The sequence below is a fragment of the Pseudomonas sp. S3(2024) genome (assembly GCF_036861315.1).
Classification (GTDB): Bacteria; Pseudomonadota; Gammaproteobacteria; order Pseudomonadales; family Pseudomonadaceae; genus Aquipseudomonas; species Aquipseudomonas putida_A.
Window position 1 is genome coordinate 512405 of record NZ_JAZAQQ010000001.1, and the last position, 19811, is coordinate 532215.

Below are 19811 nucleotides of genomic sequence, written 5' to 3' on the forward strand. Positions count from 1 at the left end.
GTTCACCCTCAAAATCTGTAACTATTCGTCGTGATCGCAAAAGCACTAAAGGTTCCAGCGCTGGTCAGGCGATAAAACAGCGTTTGCGGCGACAACAAGGGAACATCCAGAAATGACCCGCCGCCGGTTCCTGTAAAGTTCACGATAAAGGTCTGAAGACCTATGGCGGCAGCCGACCCGGCAAGCGCCATGCTGTATCCATTGGCCGACACCGAGCCTTGAAAATTTCCGGAAACCGACTTGGCATTCAATGGGACAGCGGCAGAGATCGACAACCCTGTGAGAGTCGAAACCGAGACGGTTGTCGACAACACTTGAGCGCCATAAAACACCTGACGATCAACTTGTTCAGCTACAGCAAACTGAGCGCTGGCATTCGTCGGCAAAATGCTGAGAAGCGCGGAAAATGTATAGCCATCAGGAGCAACACCCGCCAACAGTTTCGGAGCGATTGTAGCTGTGGCATTGACGGCAACAATGCCGGTGGATTTGGACGCAGGACTGTAAAGCGCGTACAGCGCGACAAACCCATTGACCGGCGCTGCGCCCGCATCCATTGCCCCCAGGCCCTTGACCGAAGCCGACAGGTTGAGGCTCTGGTTGAAGTTGGAAATAACCAACCTTTTCCCATTCCCATCTCCCAGAACGATCTCGGAAGCTGTGAATGTCGCAGTCGGAGCAGCAAGCGGAATCGAGACCCGAGCGTTTCGAATGTCCCCTGCAAGGGGTCCATTCAACGAAAGCTGTTGTAGCTGTTCAGAGAGCACGGAGATGTCGATGTTTCCCTGATTGATCGGTGCGTTCCAGGCCTTGATGCACCACATGACGGCGATGTTGCGGGGACGATTTTCTGTTGCTGTCCGGGCTTGTCGGGCGTTGTCAAAATCTATGGAGGTGTAAGCATCAACAGCAGCATTTACGCCCTTTGACACGCCGGACTTCGACCCACCGTACACACCGTTGAGTATCTGGCCCATTCCAGTGGAGTCTGCTGCAGATATCGCACCGGTCAGGCGCTGCATCGCATCCAGTTGAACCGTACCAATCTGTCGACCAGCATCCACGCCACGTCCATGATCCCAACCACGCAAGAACTCACCGCGCGAATCCGGCAAGCGGAAGTTGCCCGCGCCCTCATCTCCCTTGTTGTAAGTGGTACCGAGAAAAGCCGCCAGATCCGGATAAGTCGCAATGCTCTGCACACTGCCATCCAGTTCCAGATAACCCGGCGCGACGATCCCCGTCGGGAATGCCAGAACGGCCCCCACCGGAACAGCGGATTTGAGCCGTTCGACTTCCTTGGCCAGTGCGGCTACATCGATGGTTCCCTGATTGACCGGGGCGTTCCAGGCTTTGATGCACCACATGACGGCGATGTTGCGTGGGCGAGTTTCATTTCCCCCTGCATTGACGGTAGTTGTGGGCGACGTCAGATTGTTTGAATCAGGCCCTGAAGTTGCCAGATACCCACCCGTAGCGGGAGGTGTTACGACACCGTTAACAACTCCAGCGCCCGTACCCCCAAAAGGGTCAATGTTTGCAGCTACGCTGTCAAAGTACCGGTGACTGTGACTTTTATAATCATCAGCCTGAAGGCTACCGACTTGACGTCCCAGGTCGACTCCCCGTCCATGATCCCAACCGCGTAAAAATTCCCCACGCGCTTCCGGCAAACGGAAATTCCCGACGCCCTCATCACCCTTGTTGAACTTGCCTCCCAGATAAGCGCTCAAGTCCGGGTAAGTCGCACTGCTCTTGACGCTGTTATCCAGCTCCAGAAAACCCGGCGGCGGTGCATCCACCGGGAACGCAACAATCGAACCCACCGGCAACGCCGAGGCCTTGGCGATCAGCGCTTCAACTTCCGCCTTGGTGTAGGAATCCTTGATGCCAAAACCGGCCAACGTTTCAGGATTCGCACCTGCCGTCGCGCGGCCATATTCATCAACCGTCAGACTCTTGTAAGTGCCGGCAGCAATCCCGGTGCGCCCGGCCAACATCTTGAACGTCAGCGCGGTGGTGCCAAGAGTGATCGGCGCATTCGTGGTCAGGTGCCACAGCGAATCGCCGTTCGCCGTACCCTCCTCCACCATGACCGTCAGGCCCGGCGTGACCTTGGCGCTGGTATTGGCATCAGTCGCCCGCACCCAGTCACCGTTAGCCACGATCCACAGGCCGTTATCCTTGGCCAGGGTCTGGTTCGCCAGCAAAATGCGGTCGCCGGCAATCACGGCCACGCCGTCGATCTGTTGCGCACCGTTCAGCACGATGTTGGTAGAGGCCGCGACGCGCACCGATTGCTTGCCATCGAGTTTGCCGAGTTCCTCGGCGAGGTAACTCATGACCCAGGCACGGGTGGCCTTAACCACGGTGTCATCAATCAGCAACGTCACCAGCGATGCATTGCTGGTCTCGAAAATCGAGCGAATGTAGAACTCTTTGCCCGAGCCCGACGTGGCCAACACCGGTTTGAACGACTCCGGATATTTGACGATGGCGTAGAGAATCCCGGTTTCGGTCCACAACCCGGCTTCACGCACGTACCAACCGCCAACGTCCGGCGGAATGGTGACTTCGGCGAGCAGCCAGCTCGGATTTTTCTCGTCCTGAAACAGCGCGTTGAGCGGCCCGCGCCAGACTTCGCGCTTCAGCGCAGTGGCGGTCGCGGCCGGGTTGTAGACCGAGCCGCCGCCGTCGCCGACAGAAATCTGCGTCAGCTTGATCGGTGTGCCCGCAGCCTTGCACGCCGTTTCGTAGGCAATCCCTGCGTTGGTGAGCAGGGTGTAATAGTCAGCCATTCAGGCCCCCTGAGGATAAATAGTGGATGTTTCGACGGTGTACATGCCGGCAGCCAGGAACGCCTCTCCCGAGGTTTCGAGCCCTTCGATGAACACCGGATAAACCGTGGTCAGCTCACCGCAAAAGGTCGCGGCGGCGATGGAGTGACTGCCAAACGCACTCAAGCCAACCGTTACCGAGAGAATGTCCCGTTCGCTCTTGGCATCGGCCAGACGACGGTCGAGACGGGCGTCGATTTCTGCGCTGTAAGGTTGATCGCTGAAAGCGCGCACCCTGAAGCTGTAAGGCACGCCGGGCGGCGTCTGTTCGTACCAGGCGCGAACTTCCGGGCGCAGTTGCAAACCCTTGGCTGCGTTTTCCAGCGCCTTACGAGTACCGGCCTGGCGCGCGGTGGGCCAGGCCAGTTCGACGGTCAGGCGCTTTTCCGCTTCCGGTGCGCTGGTGCTCCATTCGGCGACACCGCGATCCGCTGCCAGATACGGCAGGAACGCCACCGGTGTTTCGCTCGGATTCATCAGTTCGGGGAATGGCGGCGCGATGCGATCAAGCAGTGCGCCGAAACCCAGATCCAGTCCACGTTCGAGTGCCGAGCTGTTGGCCGGCAACAAGGTCGGGCTACGCGTTGGCTCACTCATAGTGTCAGCACCTCGACCTCGACTGCCGTGCAGTACGGTGCCTGAAACGCAGTGGTCACGATCGGCGCCAGCGGTTCAAGAATCTGCAGTTGCACGGCGCCGGCGCTGTGCAGCGTGTAGTCGATCCAGCTCGGATCGACCCGCCCTTCGAGGCGATGGCAACTGTCGGCGTAGGCCTGCAATTGCTGCTGCGCGGCGACTTTGGTCAGGCCCGAATCGGGACCGGAATTGATCTTCGCCACGACACGGATTTTGTAGCGCTGAATGTCGGCTGCCTTGACCGTGACGAGGTCGGTTTCCGGTCGCACATCAGGGCGGGCGAAGTGCTGACGTACACCGTCAAGCAACGCTGCAGACGGAGTGCCATCGCCGTCTCGCGACAACACCGTGACCTGCACCTCGCCCGGCGCAGTACGCCGACCGTTGCCGTCCTTGACCTGTGCCGCGAGGCCGTCCGGGTTGAAGGTGTAGGTGACGTTCACCACACCGCCATCGCTGGATTCGACCTTCACCGTTGGCCGTTCACCGAGGGTGAATACCTCGCGGCGATACTGCATTCGCGAACCCGCAGCCGGGGCATGCGGCGCCAGGTAATAGCGCAGCCGGGCGTCGTCATCACTTTCATAAATCGGCGGTACCGGCGGAAATGCCGCCGGGTCGCCGGGGTCGAGCAACTGCCGCTCCAGGCCCATGTCCGCCAGCCGTGCGTCGAGGTTGCTGCCAGTGGCCCACCACGCCAGCATCTGCTTGATGCGGGCGTTGTATTTGCGTTCGTGGGTTTGCAGACGCACGCAGAAAGCCTCAAGCGCCAGGGTCAGCAGTTCGCTTTCGTTATCGAGGCTGGTCTTGAGTTTCGCTGCGCTGTCCGGCGCCCGGGCGCCGACGTATTCGACGACGAAGGTCTTGAACTCGGCGAGCAGGTCTTCGAAGGCGTCGACGGTGATCAGCGCCGGTTCGGCCAACTGATTCTGGCCGGGGATCAACATGCTCATGTCACGACCTCGAATGTCTGTTGACGGTTTTTCCAGGTGCCGGCGAAACGCAGCAGCAGACCGGCGCCCTTACGGCTGGCGACGATCACGCTCGGCTGAAAATCGCTGATCCCGTTCTGCGCGTTGTAGAACGCCTGAGCCGCGTGGCTCTGGGCCATAAGCAGAACGTCGTCACCGAGGTTCTGCCCCAGCAGCGTGGGGATCAGTGAGCCATAAAGGGGCCTTTTTTGCCGGGTGCCCAGCGGCGTGGTCAGGGCTCGTGTCGCGCGCTGCACGAACTGCAGCCAGTCGTCGACCGTGGCCCCGGAGTCTCTATCGATTCCGATCATGGGAAGCTCTTGATTCAGGGGCTGATGACGCGGCCCTGGTGATCCACCAATGGGCCGCTGAAGTGCACGCCCGAGGCGTCGATGCTCAGGCCGACGGCGCCGAGTTGCAGGCTGATCAGCTGTGGCGTCATCGTCAGTTGCGCCGGGCCGATGCTCAGTGCAAGCGATTCGCGAGAGCCGCTGAATGCGGCCGGGCCGTTCTGCCAGTGCAGGGTGTGCGTAGCGTCGTCATAGCCGCTTTCGCTGCCGTCGACATGCACCCGGCGCGTCAGCGTCGGTACCGTCGCCGTGGGTGGAAAGCGGTCACTGTTCAATCCGAACAACGCCACGCTTTGCGCGCCACTTTCACCGCTGCCGTAGTTGAACAGCAGGCACTGCTCGCCCACGCTCGGAATCCGCGATTCGCTCTGCGCTCCGGCGCTCGGGTTGAAGAACTTGATGGCGGGCGTCAGCAGTCCACCGTGGCTGACCTGACAAGTGTTGCTCGCGGCATCGACTGCCTGACAGACGCCGATGCGACAGAAACTCTCGGCGCGTCGGTGCAGGTCGTCGATTTCCGCTTCCATCTCGGCCAGCCGCTCGATGATCGGCCCCAGTTGCATGCGCAGTAATGCGTCGAACATCGGTCAGGCCTCCAGCGCGGTGTATTGGTCCGGATCGTCGATATTGCTGACTTCCCAGGTGCGGGCGAATTTCGGCGTGCCGAGCGGGTCGTCGAGCAGCGTCGGACCGAGGTAGAGGGTCTGGGTGAAAGTCAGAGTCCACGCCTTGTATTGCTGATCGGCGCGGATGAGCACTGACGGCAGACCATCAAGGTTCATCGGCAGATCACATTGAGCACCGGGCAGGCCCCGGCGGTTGTCGGTGATCAGGTTTTTCAGCACGGCGATCAGATCGCAGGCGGCAAATGCACTGGCGGACAGTGCCGGAATGACTTGCAGCGACACCGTCATGACGTGGGCGATACGTCCGTCGGCGCCACGCACACCGGGCGCATTACGGTCGAAGTCAATCAATGCCCAGGCCTGAGCGCCGGGGGCGGTGAAGTCGTCGTGATTGCCAACCTGCAGATTCAGGCCGGCGCTGTTGCGCAGGGTTGTCGCCATCGCCGTGAACAGCTGCGAAGGCTGCTGGATCGGTGCGGGCATGCATGACCTCCTTTTCAATTGTCCACGCGCAGCCCCGCCGCATCAGTTGCAGCGAGGCAGGAAAGTGTTGAGTTACTGGGGATCGCGCGGCGGGGGAACTTCGCAGACGCCGATGCGCTTGGCGGCCCAGCGTTCGTACAGACCGATGGCGACGTCGGCACCGGCCATGGCGGTCAGGCAACCGAAGGCTCCGGCGGCCCAGATCGAAAGCCCTGCTGCATACAGCAGCATGATCGCCGAGACGCCGCAGATCATGCAGGCGCCGGAGCGCAGGGCCAGACGCCGCAGCAATGACCAGCCGCGGGCGCCCTCCTTGTCGGCGCGCCACATTTCGCCGGACACCCCGCCCACTACAGCGAGGAGGATGACCAGCCAGATCGGCATGTCCGCCAACGCTTGTTGCTCGTTTGTCATGTCACGCCTCCTGGTTTCAGTTGATGAGTGATGTATGTCGGGTTCAAGCGATGTCTCTTCAGGTAGGCATTCCAAAAAGCCCGACGCGGGGCCGGGCTTTTGAGTAATACAGACCAATAAAATCACACAGCCGACTCAAACCAGCGGAAAAGGCACTGTCGGCCAAATGATGGTGTACGGGTAACCTGGTTGATTCTTGAAATCGCACAGCGCGACGACGTATTGCTTATAAGCCAATAGCGCCGCTTCCTCCTCCGGCGTTGCAATGCCCAAATCCTTCTTGTAATCCAACGGGTTGATGCTCAGCCAGCCTCTGGCATCCGACAACCTCTCAATCGCAAGAACTTTGACTTCAGCGGCTACCTCCTCATAGGTGGGTGCATGCAACTCCCATTGATTGTTGACAATTCTAGCGTTCCATCCGACCACAACTTCGGTATTTCCAGTGGCATCCACCCATTGCCCCCACACGCCATCGGGAGGACTGGTCGGCATCCCCTCATCAGTATCGAGTACCCGATAAACTTTGAAAGTGCTCAATGAAATAAAGACATATCGATTCATGTGTTTCTCCTTGGTTTAAGTTTTTCAACACTCAACGCTTGGTGTTTCGATCTCGCGTCCACCGCGCCTGAACGCTGTGGGCGCGCCAAGCGTTGTTTATGGAACTTGAGGCCAGCTAACAGTCAGCGGGTAGCCCGGCTGTTTGTTGACGTTGCTCATCGCGATGAAGAACTGCTTGTATTCCAGCAGTGCGGCTTCCTCTGCCGGCGTGGCCAGCCCCAGCTCAACCTTCTGCACCAGCGCCGACGACGCCAGAGTGGCGTTGACTTTGTCGAAACGAATAGCTCTTTCATTACGCATTTGAATGGCCAACGAGGACGGTTGCCCCCACATATCGCTGTCGGTAAATGTCCAGACGCCGTCGGTGTTCACCGCGTTCCAGGAATAGTCGATCTTGGGCAATGCGCTGACATCCACCCAGACTTGGTTCGCCGGAAACTCTTCGGTGATCGGGTTAGCGGTTTCAAAAATGTTGTCGACTTTGCCTTCGACGACACGTGCGTACTTCTTCATGCTCATCATCCTGATTGATTGCCGGCATCCCGGCTTTTCAGTTCCTGCCCGGGTAGGCATTCCAAAAAGCCCGGCATTACGCCGGGCTTTTCAGTAATGCGCTCCTTCGCCTTCCTTCAAATCCTGTATTCGAGAAGGAAGCTGACTTTTCGGCGCTACTGGCGCGGTACGAGTCCATTCAAATTGTTTTTCCGACCGCGGTCCCTGCCCGCCGGATAACTGCTCTTGGTGCTTTACGCTGCACACCCGGGTCAGTTGCCAACCCTCTGAACCGTTGAGGCCGGTTCATCGCTGCCTGTTCTTGTGGAACTAAAGAGCTGTTGTTGCCAGCCGCTTTGTCGAGCGGCTTGGTGGCAAGAATATGCATGGATGCATATACAGTCAATGCATAAATGCATTTATTTATGCGCGAGAAATGCACGGGCGCATGCAGACCGCATAAATCAAGGCGCCGAGGGTTTTGTTCAGGCGAAAAAAAACCCGCCATGAGGCGGGTTTTATGCGAAGGGGAGTACCTATCGAGCGTACATGCCCCACCAGAAGACGTGACCAAGGATGACTATCTGCTCGTCCTGCATATCCTGGAAGCTGTAGTCCTCGTCCGGATGTTCATCACGGTTGAAACTGCGCAGACGGATACCGGTCGGCAGGCGGTAGAGCTGCTTCACGCGCAACTGACCGTTGTGGTTGATCGCATACAGATCGCCATCGATGATATCGCCGATGCCGCACTTGCCGGCATTGACTCCGACCGTGGCGCCGTCACGCAACACCGGCATCATGCTGTTACCGCGCACCGTCACGCATTTGGCCTGGTCGAACTGCACACCGTTATGGCGCAGGCTGCGTTTGCCGAAGCGCAGGCTAGAGCGTTCGCTCTCTTCGATGACGAATCTTCCTGATCCAGCAGCCAATTCAACCTCACGAAGAAAGGGCACCGACACCTCGTCGTCATCGACAGGGGTATCGTCGTCCCACAGGCTTATGTCCTTGAGTTCCGCATGCACGTCATCGCGCGCGCCACCGGTCGCGATCGCGACATCGGCGCGGCCACGCAATTGATCGGTGCTCACATTGAAGTATTCGGCGATCTTCGAGATATGTTTATCCGAAGGATCGACGATCTTCCCGCTGAGAATCCGCGAGAGCGTTGATTGAGGCACGCCGGTGCGACGGTGGAGCTCCGTGGGGGAGATCCCGTGCTGGTCGAGCAGTGCTCTTAAGACGGAGGATACGTTGCGTTTTTGCATAACGCGCATAGTGCTTGAAGTTTTTTCCGAAGACAAATGCTGATTTGCATAAATCGTGCATAAATCACAATTAAACGCAGAAAGTGTCAGCCGGCCGTCATGCCTGCGTCGAGCCGACCGCCCATGGTAACCTTGCGCCCATCGCGGAAAAGCCCGGCGGTTGCCCTCGCTTTTGCCCTACATCATTTAACGAGTTACCTGACAATCCGATGAATAAAGCCGTCTCCGACCTGTCCTCCCACACCCCGATGATGCAGCAATACTGGCGCCTGAAGAATCAGCACCCGGATCAGCTGATGTTCTATCGCATGGGCGACTTCTACGAGATCTTCTATGAAGATGCGAAGAAGGCGGCCAAGTTGCTCGACATCACTCTGACCGCGCGCGGCCAGTCGGCGGGGCAAGCGATCCCGATGTGCGGGATTCCTTACCACGCGGCGGAAGGTTACCTGGCGAAACTGGTCAAGCTCGGTGAGTCGGTGGTGATCTGCGAGCAGGTCGGCGATCCGGCCACCAGCAAGGGCCCGGTAGAACGTCAGGTGGTACGGATCATTACCCCGGGCACGGTCAGCGACGAAGCGCTGCTCGATGAACGCCGCGACAACCTGATTGCCGCCGTGCTAGGCGACGAGCGCCTGTTCGGTCTGGCAGTGCTGGACATCACCAGCGGCAACTTTACTGTGCTCGAGATCAAGGGCTGGGAAAACCTGCTGGCGGAGCTGGAGCGAGTCAACCCGGTGGAACTGCTGATCCCGGACGATTGGCCGAAAGACCTGCCGGCGGAAAAGCGCCGTGGTGTGCGTCGTCGCGCGCCGTGGGATTTCGAGCGTGATTCGGCGCTGAAAAGTCTCTGCCAGCAGTTTTCCACGCAAGATCTCAAAGGCTTCGGTTGCGAAACCCTGACCCTGGCCATCGGCGCTGCCGGTTGCCTGCTGGCCTATGCCAAGGAAACCCAGCGCACCGCCCTGCCCCATCTGCGCAGCCTGCGTCATGAGCGTCTGGACGATACCGTGGTGCTCGACGGCGCCAGCCGCCGCAACCTCGAACTCGACACTAACCTGGCTGGTGGTCGCGACAACACCCTGCAATCAGTGGTTGATCGCTGCCAGACCGCAATGGGCAGCCGTTTGCTGACCCGTTGGCTGAACCGTCCGCTGCGCGATCTGACCGTGCTTTTGGCGCGGCAGACCTCGATCACTTGCCTGCTCGACGGCTACCGCTTCGAAAAGCTGCAGCCGCAGCTCAAGGAAATCGGCGACATCGAGCGGATTCTGGCGCGGATCGGCCTGCGCAATGCGCGCCCCCGTGACCTCGCGCGTCTGCGCGATGCTCTCGGTGCCCTGCCGCAACTGCAAGTGGCGATGACCGACCTCGAAGCACCGCACCTGCAACGCCTGGCGACCACCACCAGCACCTATCCGGAACTGGCGGCGCTGCTGGAAAAAGCCATCATCGACAACCCGCCAGCAGTGATCCGCGACGGCGGCGTGCTGAAAACCGGTTACGACAGCGAACTCGACGAGTTGCAATCGCTGAGCGAAAACGCCGGCCAGTTCCTTATCGATCTGGAAGCCCGGGAAAAGGCCCGCACCGGTCTGGCCAACCTGAAAGTCGGTTACAACCGCATTCACGGCTACTTCATCGAACTGCCGAGCAAGCAAGCCGAATCGGCTCCAGCCGATTACATCCGGCGCCAGACGCTCAAGGGCGCCGAGCGCTTCATCACGCCTGAGCTGAAAGAATTCGAAGACAAGGCGCTGTCGGCCAAGAGCCGTGCCCTGGCTCGCGAGAAAATGCTCTACGAGGCGCTGCTGGAAGATCTCATCAGCCAGTTGCCACCGTTGCAGGACACTGCCGGCGCATTGGCCGAGCTGGACGTGCTGAGCAATCTTGCCGAGCGTGCGCTGAACCTTGATCTGAACTGCCCGCGCTTCGTCAGCGAGCCGTGCATGCGCATCACCCAAGGGCGTCACCCGGTGGTCGAGCAAGTGCTGACTACGCCATTCGTGGCCAACGACCTGAGCCTGGATGACAACACCCGGATGCTGGTGATCACCGGCCCGAACATGGGTGGTAAATCCACCTACATGCGCCAAACCGCATTGATCGTGCTGCTGGCGCATATCGGCAGCTTCGTGCCGGCGGCCAGTTGCGAGTTGTCGCTGGTGGACCGGATCTTCACCCGAATCGGTTCCAGCGATGACCTGGCCGGTGGCCGTTCGACCTTCATGGTCGAGATGAGCGAAACCGCCAACATCCTGCACAACGCCACCGAGCGCAGTCTGGTGCTGATGGACGAAGTTGGGCGCGGCACCAGCACCTTCGACGGTCTGTCGCTGGCATGGGCGGCCGCCGAGCGTCTGGCGCATCTGCGTGCCTATACTCTATTTGCCACGCACTATTTCGAACTGACCGTGTTGCCGGAAGCCGAGCCGCTGGTGGCCAACGTGCACCTCAACGCCACTGAGCACAACGAGCGCATCGTGTTCCTGCACCACGTGTTGCCGGGGCCTGCCAGCCAGAGCTACGGCCTGGCGGTGGCGCAACTGGCCGGCGTGCCGAGTGAAGTGATCGTGCGGGCCCGTGAGCACCTGAGCCGACTGGAAGACACCGCATTGCCGCATGAAGCGCCCAAGCCTGCCGTCAAAGGCAAACCGGCCGTTCCGCAGCAGAGCGACATGTTCGCCAGCCTGCCGCACCCGGTGCTCGATGAGTTGGCCAAAGTGGATCTCGATGACCTGACCCCGCGTCGAGCGCTCGAATTGTTATATGCACTTAAGAACCGGATCTAAGCAGCGAAGAACCGGATATAACGCAAATGGCTTCAAGCTGTTAGAATCTCGCGCGGTTTGGGATGCTGCTGGCTAATAGCCTGGCTGGCAGACATCGCTCCCGAACCTGGCGACCCCAACCGTGAAGGGGCTACGCTGCCGCCGCCTGAGGAGAAAATTAGAAATGACCTTCGTCGTCACCGACAACTGCATCAAGTGCAAGTACACCGACTGCGTAGAAGTCTGTCCGGTGGACTGCTTTTACGAAGGCCCGAACTTCCTGGTGATTCACCCGGACGAGTGCATCGACTGCGCCCTGTGCGAACCGGAATGCCCGGCCGTCGCGATTTTCTCCGAGGATGAAGTTCCGGAGGATATGCAGGAGTTCATTCAACTGAACGTTGAATTGGCCGAAATCTGGCCGAACATCACCGAGAAGAAAGAATCGCTGCCGGATGCCGAAGAGTGGGATGGCGTCAAAGGCAAGATCAAAGACCTCGAACGCTGATCTGTCGCGCGTTACCAAAAGGCCCCTTGGGGCCTTTTTGCTTTTTCGGGTTTTACTTTTCTACAGACAAAAAAAGGGGCGGTTTGACCCGCCCACATTTTTTCCCTATTCCCTGTATTCCTTTTCATCGTCCTGATGAATCGCGTCCTGCGATGTCCATTCCCCTCTTCCCTGAAGGGCGTGTCTGTCCGTCGACACAGTGCTGATACTAGAGAGTTCCCTGCCGAGAGCAATCGGCCCGGCGGGGTGAAAGTCGCTGTAATAAGCACTTCATATTAAAAAATAAGCATATAAATCAATCGGTTAAAAACGACTCTCGGCAGAAGTCGACGTCTACCGTCCTGCAAAAATGGGGAACGCTTACGAAAGAGTAAGCCAAGGCTTACACCGCGAGACTACAAACGATGGAAATGCTGACCATTTGTCCGGCAATGAACTTTGTGCCGAGGGAGCTTGCTCCCGCTTGAGTGCGTAGCGCTCATGAATTTTTGGGGTTGCTGCGCAACCCGGCGGGAGCAAGCTCCCTCGCCACAGACAGTCATCAGCCAATATCCGAGCAATAAAAAAGCCCCGAACCAGTCGGGGCTTCTTGCGGCAGGCGTGTGAGGCGCTTACTGAAACAGCGACTCGCTCGACAGGCCATTCTTCTCGAGAATTTCGCGAAGGCGTTTGAGGCCCTCCACCTGGATCTGCCGCACCCGTTCCCGGGTCAGGCCGATCTCCAGGCCTACGTCTTCCAGCGTGCTGCTCTCATGGCCGCGCAGACCGAAGCGGCGTACGACCACCTCGCGCTGCTTGTCGGTCAGTTCCGAGAGCCATTGATCGATGCTCTGCGACAGGTCGTCATCCTGCAGCAGTTCACATGGATCGGTCGGACGGTCATCCGTCAGGGTGTCCAGCAGGGTTTTATCCGAATCCGGACCCAGCGAGACATCGACCGAAGAAACCCGCTCGTTCAGGCCGAGCATGCGCTTGACCTCGCCCACCGGTTTTTCCAGCAGGTTGGCGATTTCTTCGGGTGAAGGTTCGTGATCGAGCTTCTGCGTCAGCTCCCGTGCGGCCCGCAGGTACACGTTGAGCTCCTTGACCACATGGATCGGCAACCGGATGGTCCGGGTCTGATTCATGATCGCGCGCTCGATGGTCTGACGGATCCACCAGGTCGCGTAGGTCGAGAAGCGGAAGCCGCGCTCGGGATCGAACTTTTCCACTGCGCGGATCAGGCCGAGGTTACCCTCTTCGATCAGATCCAGCAGCGACAGCCCCCGATTGACGTAACGCCGGGCGATCTTCACGACCAGCCGCAGGTTACTTTCAATCATGCGCTTGCGCCCGGCAGGGTCGCCACTTTGCGACAGACGCGCAAAATGAACTTCTTCCTCCGGGGAGAGCAGTGGTGAAAAGCCGATTTCGTTGAGATACAGCTGCGTGGCATCGAGTGCCCGAGTGTAGTCGATGTACTTGTGTTGTTTAAGTGAAGCGGATTGTCTGGATTTGGAACGAACGGAAGGTGGAGCAGCCCCTTCATCATTCGACATCGAAGATTCCGAATCGATGCCGGCCTCCATAAGGAGAACCTCATCGTCGATGTCAAACTCCGGCACTTCTTTACTGAGAGCCATTGTTATAGTCCTTTGGTGAGTTCGACCCCAAGCTCAAGCGACGCCTTTATCCTTGGCAGCGCTGGAGCCTGTCCCCTCTACGCGACGGAACAGGCTGGCCTCAAATCAACGTTTGGGCAGGAACTGCAGCGGATCTACAGGTTTACCTTGGCGGCGAATCTCAAAATGCAGTTTCACCCGGTCTGTACCCGTGGACCCCATTTCGGCAATTGTCTGTCCGACCTTGACCTGCTGCCCCTCCCGTACCAACAGCCTGCGGTTATGTCCGTAGGCACTGACGTAGGTTTCGCTGTGTTTGATGATGACTAATTCGCCGTAGCCCCTTAAGCCACTCCCGGCGTAAACCACCGTCCCATCAGACGCAGCTAAAACAGGCTGTCCCAAATCTCCGGCGATATCAATTCCTTTATTCAAACTACCGTTTGAAGAGAATTTTCCAATCAGAATGCCATTAGATGGCCATCCCCAGCCGGTCGGGGCCGGGCCCGGTGGAGGCATCGGAGCCGGAGCCGATTTGTTCGCGACGGACGGTGCAGCCCCCGCAGCAGCGGCTCCGGAGCCGGTCACGGTGGTGGTCGTCGTGCCATTCGCCTGGCGCCGGATTACCGTGGTTTTGCTCGACGATGATGGCGCGGAACTGCCGTTGCTCACCACCGCTGTCGGTGTTGAACCGGTGCGGCCGTCAAAGCGAATTGTCTGACCCGGGTGGATCGTATACGGCGTAGGAATATTGTTCCGGGCCGCGAGGGCTTTGTAGTCCCAGCCGTAGCGAAAAGCGATGGAAAACAGCGTATCGCCCGGACGGACTACATACTGCCCGGTCGTGACGGCCGGACGCTGGGCCGCCGCACTGTTGCGATCGACCACCCGCACGTTGCTCGATTTGGTGCTGGAGCAACCGACCAGCAAGGTGCTCAATACAAGGCCAGTCACCAGGCGCTGAAAGCTCGTGTTACCCATACGCTGCGCAATGACTGTGAGACTCACCCGCCGCTCCCTTTGTGGTGGCTGAAATATGTGGAATGCCGAATCGCGGCAAGTAGTGTCGCAAGTATAACGGGCCGAACCGGCTTTACCGTTAAAGATGCGAAAACGCTTCACGCACACGTTTGCCCTTGGACAATTCGTAGCGTTTAAACCATCGCTGCCGATGTAAGACACAGGCCAGCGCGAGGAATTCAGCGCCCGCAAATAAATGCTCAGGCCAGCGGGCCATTGAGCAATGGCACGAAGCGCACGGCTCCCAATACGTGACGGGAAAAGCCGTGTTCTTCACGCACAATCAGCATCAGTTGCTGCACTTCCCCCGAGCCAACCGGAATCACCATCCGCCCACCCGGTGCCAGTTGATCGAGCAAGGCCTGCGGCACGTCAGTCGCGACTGCGGTGACGATGATGCCGTTGTACGGCGCCAGCGCCGGCCAGCCTTCCCAGCCATCGCCCCAGCGGAACACCACGTTGCGTAGGTTGAGTTCGACCAGGCGTTCCTTGGCCCGATCCTGCAGGACCTTGATGCGTTCGACCGAAAATACCCGCTCGACCAGTTGCGACAGCACTGCGGTCTGGTAACCCGAACCGGTACCGATCTCCAGCACCTTGTCCAGCGATCCCGCCTCCAGCAGCAGCTCGCTCATGCGCGCCACCATATAAGGCTGGGAGATGGTCTGGTTGTGGCCGATTGGCAGTGCGGTATCTTCGTAGGCACGGTGCGCCAGCGCTTCATCGACAAACAGATGACGCGGCGTACGGCGGATCACTTCCAGTACCTTGGCGTTGGACAGGCCTTCTTCATACAGCCGCTGGATCAGACGTTCACGGGTGCGCTGCGACGTCATGCCGATGCCACTGCGCAGTCTGTCTTCGTGTTCACGAGCCATCAGCGCAGTTCCTCCAGCCAGCCGTCGAGACTTCTGAAGGCATCATTGAAAGTGCGATCGAGCTGCAATGGCGTGATCGACACGTAACCCTGCATCACCGCATGAAAGTCGGTGCCCGGGCCGCCGTCTTCGGCATCGCCGGCCGCGGCAATCCAGTAGCCGGCCTTGCCACGCGGGTCGACCACTTTCATCGGCGCCGCAGCCCGGGCGCGATGGCCCAGACGGGTCAGTTGAATGCCACGAATATGATCGATCGGCAGATTGGGAATGTTCACGTTCAGCACCGTGCGCGGCGGCAGGTCCAGCCCGGCGTGAGCCTCGACCAGTTTGCGCGCGAAATGTGCGGCTGTCGCCAGGTTGTCCACCTGTCGTGAGCACAGCGAGAACGCAAACGAAGGGCGCTTGAGAAAGCGCCCTTCGAGGGCAGCCGCCACGGTACCGGAATACAGCACGTCATCGCCCAGATTGGCACCGAGGTTGATCCCGGAAACCACCATGTCCGGCTCGCGCTCCAGCAGGCCGTTGAGGCCCAGGTGCACACAGTCGGTCGGCGTACCGTTGAGGCTGATGAAACCGTTTGCCAGGTATTGCGGGTGCAACGGACGGTCGAGCGTCAGCGAACTGCTGGCGCCGCTTTTGTCCTGCTCCGGGGCGATAACCACGCACTCGGTGTAATCCGCCAGCGCAGCATAAAGCGCGGCGAGACCGGGTGCGGTTACCCCATCGTCGTTAGAAATCAGAATACGCATGGGCTGTCCGTCTGCCCCACCGGCACCAGATCAACGAGTTCGCGCACCAATACGGTGGCGAAGCATCCGGCCGGGAGGACGAATTCCAGTTGCAGAATGTCAGGCTGGGGATAATGCCACGACAACCCGCCAATGGGCAGCCGCAGGATGCGACGTTCGTGGCTCATTCCGGCATTGATCAACCAATCGCGCAGATCCGCTTCACGCTCGGCAATCCCCTGCTCCAGATCATGGACAGCGCCAGCGGTCGGTGAGTCACCTTCGCCCCACTGCGGACCGGTCGGGTGCAGGTCGAGAATCGCCAGACGCGGGTCACTGCATTCGGCAACACCCGCCGGGAAGAAACTGCGGCTGTCGGTGAACGCCAGCAGATCGCCGACCTGCGCCTGCTGCCAGGTGCCGTCGGCAACCCGCGCCGCCAGCACTTGATTGAACAGAAAACTGCGCGCCGTCGACAGCAGCCGCGAACGCACATTGCGCTGCTCGGGCAATGCCTTGCGCGCCGCCCAGGCACGCGCATCAACGACGTTGCCGCCGTCATGGCCGAAACGCTGGGCGCCAAAATAATTGGGAATGCCTTGCTTGGCGATCATCTGCAGACGCTGTTCGATCGCGTCCTTGTCGCCGACAAACTGGGTCAGGCGCAAGGTGAAGCCGTTGGCCGAATGCGCGCCGCGTTGCAGCTTGCGCTTGTGCCGCGTGGTCTTGAGGATCTTCAGCGTGTCGTTTTCCGCCGCCGAGAGATCCGGGTCGGCCTTGCCCGGCAGTTGCACACTGAACCACTGGCGGGTCAGCGCCTGACGATCCTTGAGCCCGGCATAACTGACGGTGCGCAACGGCACGCCGGCAGCCTTGGCAATTCGGCGCGCGGCTTCTTCGGTGTTCAGGCCACGTTTTTCGACCCAGATCCACAGGTGCTCACCATCGCCGCTGAACGGGATGTCGAGCACTTCATCGACCTGAAAATCTTCGGCAATGGCTTTCAGAACCGCAGTGCCGAGTGGTTCGCCATAGGCCCGCGGGCCAAGCAATTGCAGTTCGTTCATGCGCGCAGCAACAAGGCAACGGAATGCACGGCGATGCCTTCTTCGCGACCGACAAAGCCGAGCTTTTCGGTGGTGGTAGCTTTCACGTTCACTTGATCCAGTTCAACTTGCAGATCGGCGGCGATCAACGCGCGCATCGCTTCGATATGCGGGGCCATTTTCGGTGCCTGAGCGACGATGGTGTTGTCGACGTTGCCGACTTTCCAACCCTTGGCGTGGATCAGCGCGACCACATGCCGCAGCAGCACACGGCTGTCGGCGCCCTTGAATTGCGGGTCGGTGTCCGGAAAGTGCTTGCCGATATCGCCCAGCGCGGCCGCGCCGAGCAAGGCATCGCTCAAGGCATGCAGCAGGACGTCACCGTCGGAATGAGCGAGCAGCCCGAAGCCGTGTGCAATACGCACGCCGCCCAGAGTAATGAAATCGCCTTCAGCGAAACGGTGAACATCGTAGCCGTGGCCAATACGCATAAAAAAACGCCCCGATTTTTGTCAGGGCGTGATTCTACCTGCATTAACCGCGCAGGGCGCGTGCGTGATGCTGCAAGTGGTCGTCAATGAAGCTTGAGATGAAGAAATAGCTGTGGTCGTAGCCCGGTTGCAGGCGCAGCGTCAGCGGATGACCCGCTTGTTTTGCAGCTTGTTGCAGGGCTTCGGGTTTGAGCTGCGTGGCGAGGAAGTCATCGCGATCCCCCTGATCGACCAGCAACGGCAGTTTCTCGTCGGCTTCAGCAATCAGCGCGCAGGCATCCCATTCTTTCCACTTGGAACGGTCTTCGCCCAGATAGCGGGAGAATGCTTTCTGCCCCCACGGACAATCCATCGGGTTGTTGATCGGCGAAAACGCCGACACCGACTGATAACGCCCCGGGTTGCGCAGCGCGCAGACCAGTGCACCGTGACCGCCCATGGAGTGGCCGCTGATGCTGCGTTTGTCCGACGCCGGGAAATGCGCTTCAACCAGTGCAGGCAATTCCTGCACGACATAGTCATGCATCCGATAGTGCCGCGACCACGGTTCCTGCGTGGCATTCAGGTAGAACCCGGCACCGAGACCGAAATCCCAGGCGCCATCTGGATCACCCGGCACATCCGGGCCGCGCGGACTGGTGTCCGGCGCGACGATGATCAGACCGAGTTCGGCGGCCATGCGCATCGCCCCGGCCTTCTGCATGAAGTTCTCGTCGGTGCAGGTTAGGCCGGACAGCCAATACAGCACCGGCAGCTTGCCGCCCTGCTCCGCTTGCGGCGGCAAATACACGGCAAACACCATGTCGCAGCCGAGCACGTCGGAACGGTGGCGATAGCGCTTGTGCCAGCCGCCGAAACTTTTCTGACAGGAGATGTTTTCCAGACTCATGTAAAGACTCCTACGCGGCCCCGGCTATAAACCTTCAAGGTCTGTAGCCGTGGCGTCGCGATTGATCAGAAATGAATGACGGTGCGGATGCTCTTGCCTTCGTGCATCAGGTCGAAGGCCTTGTTGATGTCTTCCAGACCCATGGTGTGGGTAATGAAAGTATCCAGCGGAATCTCGCCGCTCTGCGCCATGTCGACATAGCTTGGCAGCTCGGTACGGCCACGCACGCCACCGAACGCCGAACCACGCCAGACGCGACCGGTCACCAGCTGGAACGGACGGGTCGAAATTTCCTGACCGGCACCGGCAACACCGATGATCACCGATTCGCCCCAGCCCTTGTGGCAGCATTCCAGCGCCGCGCGCATCAGTTGCACGTTGCCGATGCACTCGAAAGAGAAATCGACGCCGCCGTCGGTCATGTCGACGATCACTTCCTGGATCGGACGATCGAAGTCTTTCGGGTTGACGCAATCGGTGGCGCCCAACTGCTTGGCGATCTCGAACTTGGCCGGGTTGATGTCGATGGCGATGATCCGCGCAGCCTTGGCTTTCACTGCACCGATGACTGCCGACAGACCGATGCCGCCGAGACCGAAGATCGCCACGGTGTCACCTGGCTTGACCTTCGCAGTGTTGATTACCGCGCCGATACCGGTGGTTACGCCGCAACCGAGCAGGCAGACCTTTTCCAGCGGCGCATCCTTGGCGATTTTCGCCACGGAGATTTCCGGCAGTACGGTGTATTCCGAGAACGTCGAAGTACCCATGTAGTGGAAAATCGTTTGGCCCTTGTAGGAAAAGCGCGAAGTGCCGTCCGGCATCAGGCCTTTGCCCTGAGTGGCTCGAATCGCCTGACACAGGTTGGTCTTGCCCGACTTGCAGAATTTGCACTGGCCGCATTCCGGGGTGTACAGCGGAATCACGTGGTCACCGACGGCGACCGAGGTGACGCCCTCGCCGATGGCTTCAACGATCGCGCCACCTTCGTGGCCGAGGATCGACGGGAAGATACCTTCCGGATCCGCGCCGGACAGGGTGTAGGCGTCAGTGTGGCAAACCCCGGAAGCCACCACGCGCAGCAACACTTCACCGGCCTTGGGCATGGCCACATCGACTTCTACGATTTCCAGCGGCTTCTTGGCCTCGAAGGCAACGGCGGCGCGCGACTTGATCATGCTGACTCTCCAGTGAATCCAATGAATAAAAAAACCAGACCGGCAGTGTAGTTCAGC

The 19811-nt window shown here is 59.5% G+C and carries 20 protein-coding genes; 2 read left to right on the plus strand and 18 right to left on the minus strand.

Translation table 11 applies throughout. The features are described from left to right. Positions 1 to 8 precede the first annotated feature (8 nt). The 10 genes from VLA07_RS02480 to VLA07_RS02525 all read right to left on the minus strand — a co-directional run bounded on the left by VLA07_RS02480 (position 9) and on the right by VLA07_RS02525 (position 8644). On the minus strand, positions 9 to 2798 hold the full coding sequence (locus VLA07_RS02480) for a phage tail-collar fiber domain-containing protein (protein WP_247269388.1): 2790 nt from the start codon (positions 2796 to 2798) through the stop codon (positions 9 to 11). Continuing rightward, positions 2799 to 3434: a phage tail protein I gene (locus VLA07_RS02485; protein ID WP_247269389.1), complete on the minus strand. Its 636-nt coding sequence runs from the start codon at positions 3432 to 3434 to the stop codon at positions 2799 to 2801. Continuing rightward, positions 3431 to 4426 carry a baseplate J/gp47 family protein gene (locus VLA07_RS02490; protein WP_103367840.1) on the minus strand — a complete coding sequence of 332 codons (996 nt, stop codon included), beginning with the start codon at positions 4424 to 4426 and terminating at the stop codon, positions 3431 to 3433. The genes VLA07_RS02485 and VLA07_RS02490 overlap by 4 nt, the downstream gene beginning before the upstream one ends. Then, a complete protein-coding gene (locus VLA07_RS02495; protein WP_247269390.1) occupies positions 4423 to 4755 on the minus strand; it encodes a phage baseplate protein in 333 nt (110 codons plus the stop codon). Before VLA07_RS02495 ends, VLA07_RS02490 begins: the two co-directional genes overlap by 4 nt. 14 nt (positions 4756 to 4769) lie before the next feature. Further along, the gene (locus VLA07_RS02500; RefSeq protein ID WP_247269391.1) at positions 4770 to 5378 is read right to left on the minus strand and encodes a phage baseplate assembly protein V; all 609 of its coding nucleotides are present in this window, start codon (positions 5376 to 5378) and stop codon (positions 4770 to 4772) included. A gap of 3 nt (positions 5379 to 5381) precedes the next feature. Then, on the minus strand, positions 5382 to 5903 hold the full coding sequence (locus VLA07_RS02505; protein ID WP_333988355.1) for a hypothetical protein: 522 nt from the start codon (positions 5901 to 5903) through the stop codon (positions 5382 to 5384). 72 nt (positions 5904 to 5975) lie between these two features. Continuing rightward, the gene (locus VLA07_RS02510; RefSeq protein WP_003222183.1) at positions 5976 to 6317 is read right to left on the minus strand and encodes a phage holin family protein; all 342 of its coding nucleotides are present in this window, start codon (positions 6315 to 6317) and stop codon (positions 5976 to 5978) included. A gap of 135 nt (positions 6318 to 6452) precedes the next feature. Continuing rightward, on the minus strand, positions 6453 to 6881 hold the full coding sequence (locus tag VLA07_RS02515; protein WP_247269393.1) for a tail fiber assembly protein: 429 nt from the start codon (positions 6879 to 6881) through the stop codon (positions 6453 to 6455). 96 nt (positions 6882 to 6977) lie between these two features. Then, the gene (locus tag VLA07_RS02520) at positions 6978 to 7394 is read right to left on the minus strand and encodes a tail fiber assembly protein (protein WP_247269394.1); all 417 of its coding nucleotides are present in this window, start codon (positions 7392 to 7394) and stop codon (positions 6978 to 6980) included. 515 nt (positions 7395 to 7909) lie between these two features. Next, the gene (locus VLA07_RS02525; protein ID WP_027611049.1) at positions 7910 to 8644 is read right to left on the minus strand and encodes a LexA family transcriptional regulator; all 735 of its coding nucleotides are present in this window, start codon (positions 8642 to 8644) and stop codon (positions 7910 to 7912) included. 209 nt (positions 8645 to 8853) lie between these two features. Here VLA07_RS02525 and mutS point away from each other — a divergent pair, with 209 nt between their 5' ends. Both mutS and fdxA read left to right on the plus strand, forming a co-directional pair. Beyond that, entirely contained in the window at positions 8854 to 11436 is a 2583-nt protein-coding gene (mutS, locus tag VLA07_RS02530) for a DNA mismatch repair protein MutS (RefSeq protein WP_027611048.1), read from the plus strand. 163 nt (positions 11437 to 11599) lie between these two features. Further along, the gene (fdxA, locus tag VLA07_RS02535) at positions 11600 to 11923 is read left to right on the plus strand and encodes a ferredoxin FdxA (protein WP_003222178.1); all 324 of its coding nucleotides are present in this window, start codon (positions 11600 to 11602) and stop codon (positions 11921 to 11923) included. 611 nt (positions 11924 to 12534) lie between these two features. On the opposite strand, the gene rpoS is transcribed toward fdxA, so the two are convergent. The 8 genes from rpoS to VLA07_RS02575 all read right to left on the minus strand — a co-directional run bounded on the left by rpoS (position 12535) and on the right by VLA07_RS02575 (position 19754). After that, on the minus strand, positions 12535 to 13545 hold the full coding sequence (gene rpoS, locus VLA07_RS02540) for an RNA polymerase sigma factor RpoS (RefSeq protein WP_007964304.1): 1011 nt from the start codon (positions 13543 to 13545) through the stop codon (positions 12535 to 12537). Positions 13546 to 13650: 105 nt separating this feature from the next. Further along, complete coding sequence (locus VLA07_RS02545; RefSeq protein WP_027611047.1) at positions 13651 to 14532, minus strand: peptidoglycan DD-metalloendopeptidase family protein; 882 nt, start codon at positions 14530 to 14532, stop codon at positions 13651 to 13653. Between the two features lie 212 nt (positions 14533 to 14744). Next, a complete protein-coding gene (locus VLA07_RS02550) occupies positions 14745 to 15380 on the minus strand; it encodes a protein-L-isoaspartate(D-aspartate) O-methyltransferase (protein ID WP_247269417.1) in 636 nt (211 codons plus the stop codon). 41 nt (positions 15381 to 15421) lie between these two features. Continuing rightward, positions 15422 to 16171, minus strand: a complete 750-nt coding sequence (gene surE, locus VLA07_RS02555) for a 5'/3'-nucleotidase SurE (protein WP_027611046.1) — start codon at positions 16169 to 16171, stop codon at positions 15422 to 15424. After that, the gene (gene truD / locus VLA07_RS02560) at positions 16159 to 17217 is read right to left on the minus strand and encodes a tRNA pseudouridine(13) synthase TruD (protein ID WP_333988356.1); all 1059 of its coding nucleotides are present in this window, start codon (positions 17215 to 17217) and stop codon (positions 16159 to 16161) included. Before truD ends, surE begins: the two co-directional genes overlap by 13 nt. Beyond that, complete coding sequence (ispF, locus tag VLA07_RS02565) at positions 17214 to 17687, minus strand: 2-C-methyl-D-erythritol 2,4-cyclodiphosphate synthase (protein WP_027611044.1); 474 nt, start codon at positions 17685 to 17687, stop codon at positions 17214 to 17216. Before ispF ends, truD begins: the two co-directional genes overlap by 4 nt. Positions 17688 to 17730: 43 nt before the next feature. Continuing rightward, positions 17731 to 18576, minus strand: a complete 846-nt coding sequence (fghA, locus tag VLA07_RS02570) for an S-formylglutathione hydrolase (protein ID WP_103367846.1) — start codon at positions 18574 to 18576, stop codon at positions 17731 to 17733. Between the two features lie 65 nt (positions 18577 to 18641). Next, positions 18642 to 19754 carry an S-(hydroxymethyl)glutathione dehydrogenase/class III alcohol dehydrogenase gene (locus VLA07_RS02575; protein WP_027611042.1) on the minus strand — a complete coding sequence of 371 codons (1113 nt, stop codon included), beginning with the start codon at positions 19752 to 19754 and terminating at the stop codon, positions 18642 to 18644. Positions 19755 to 19811 lie beyond the last annotated feature (57 nt).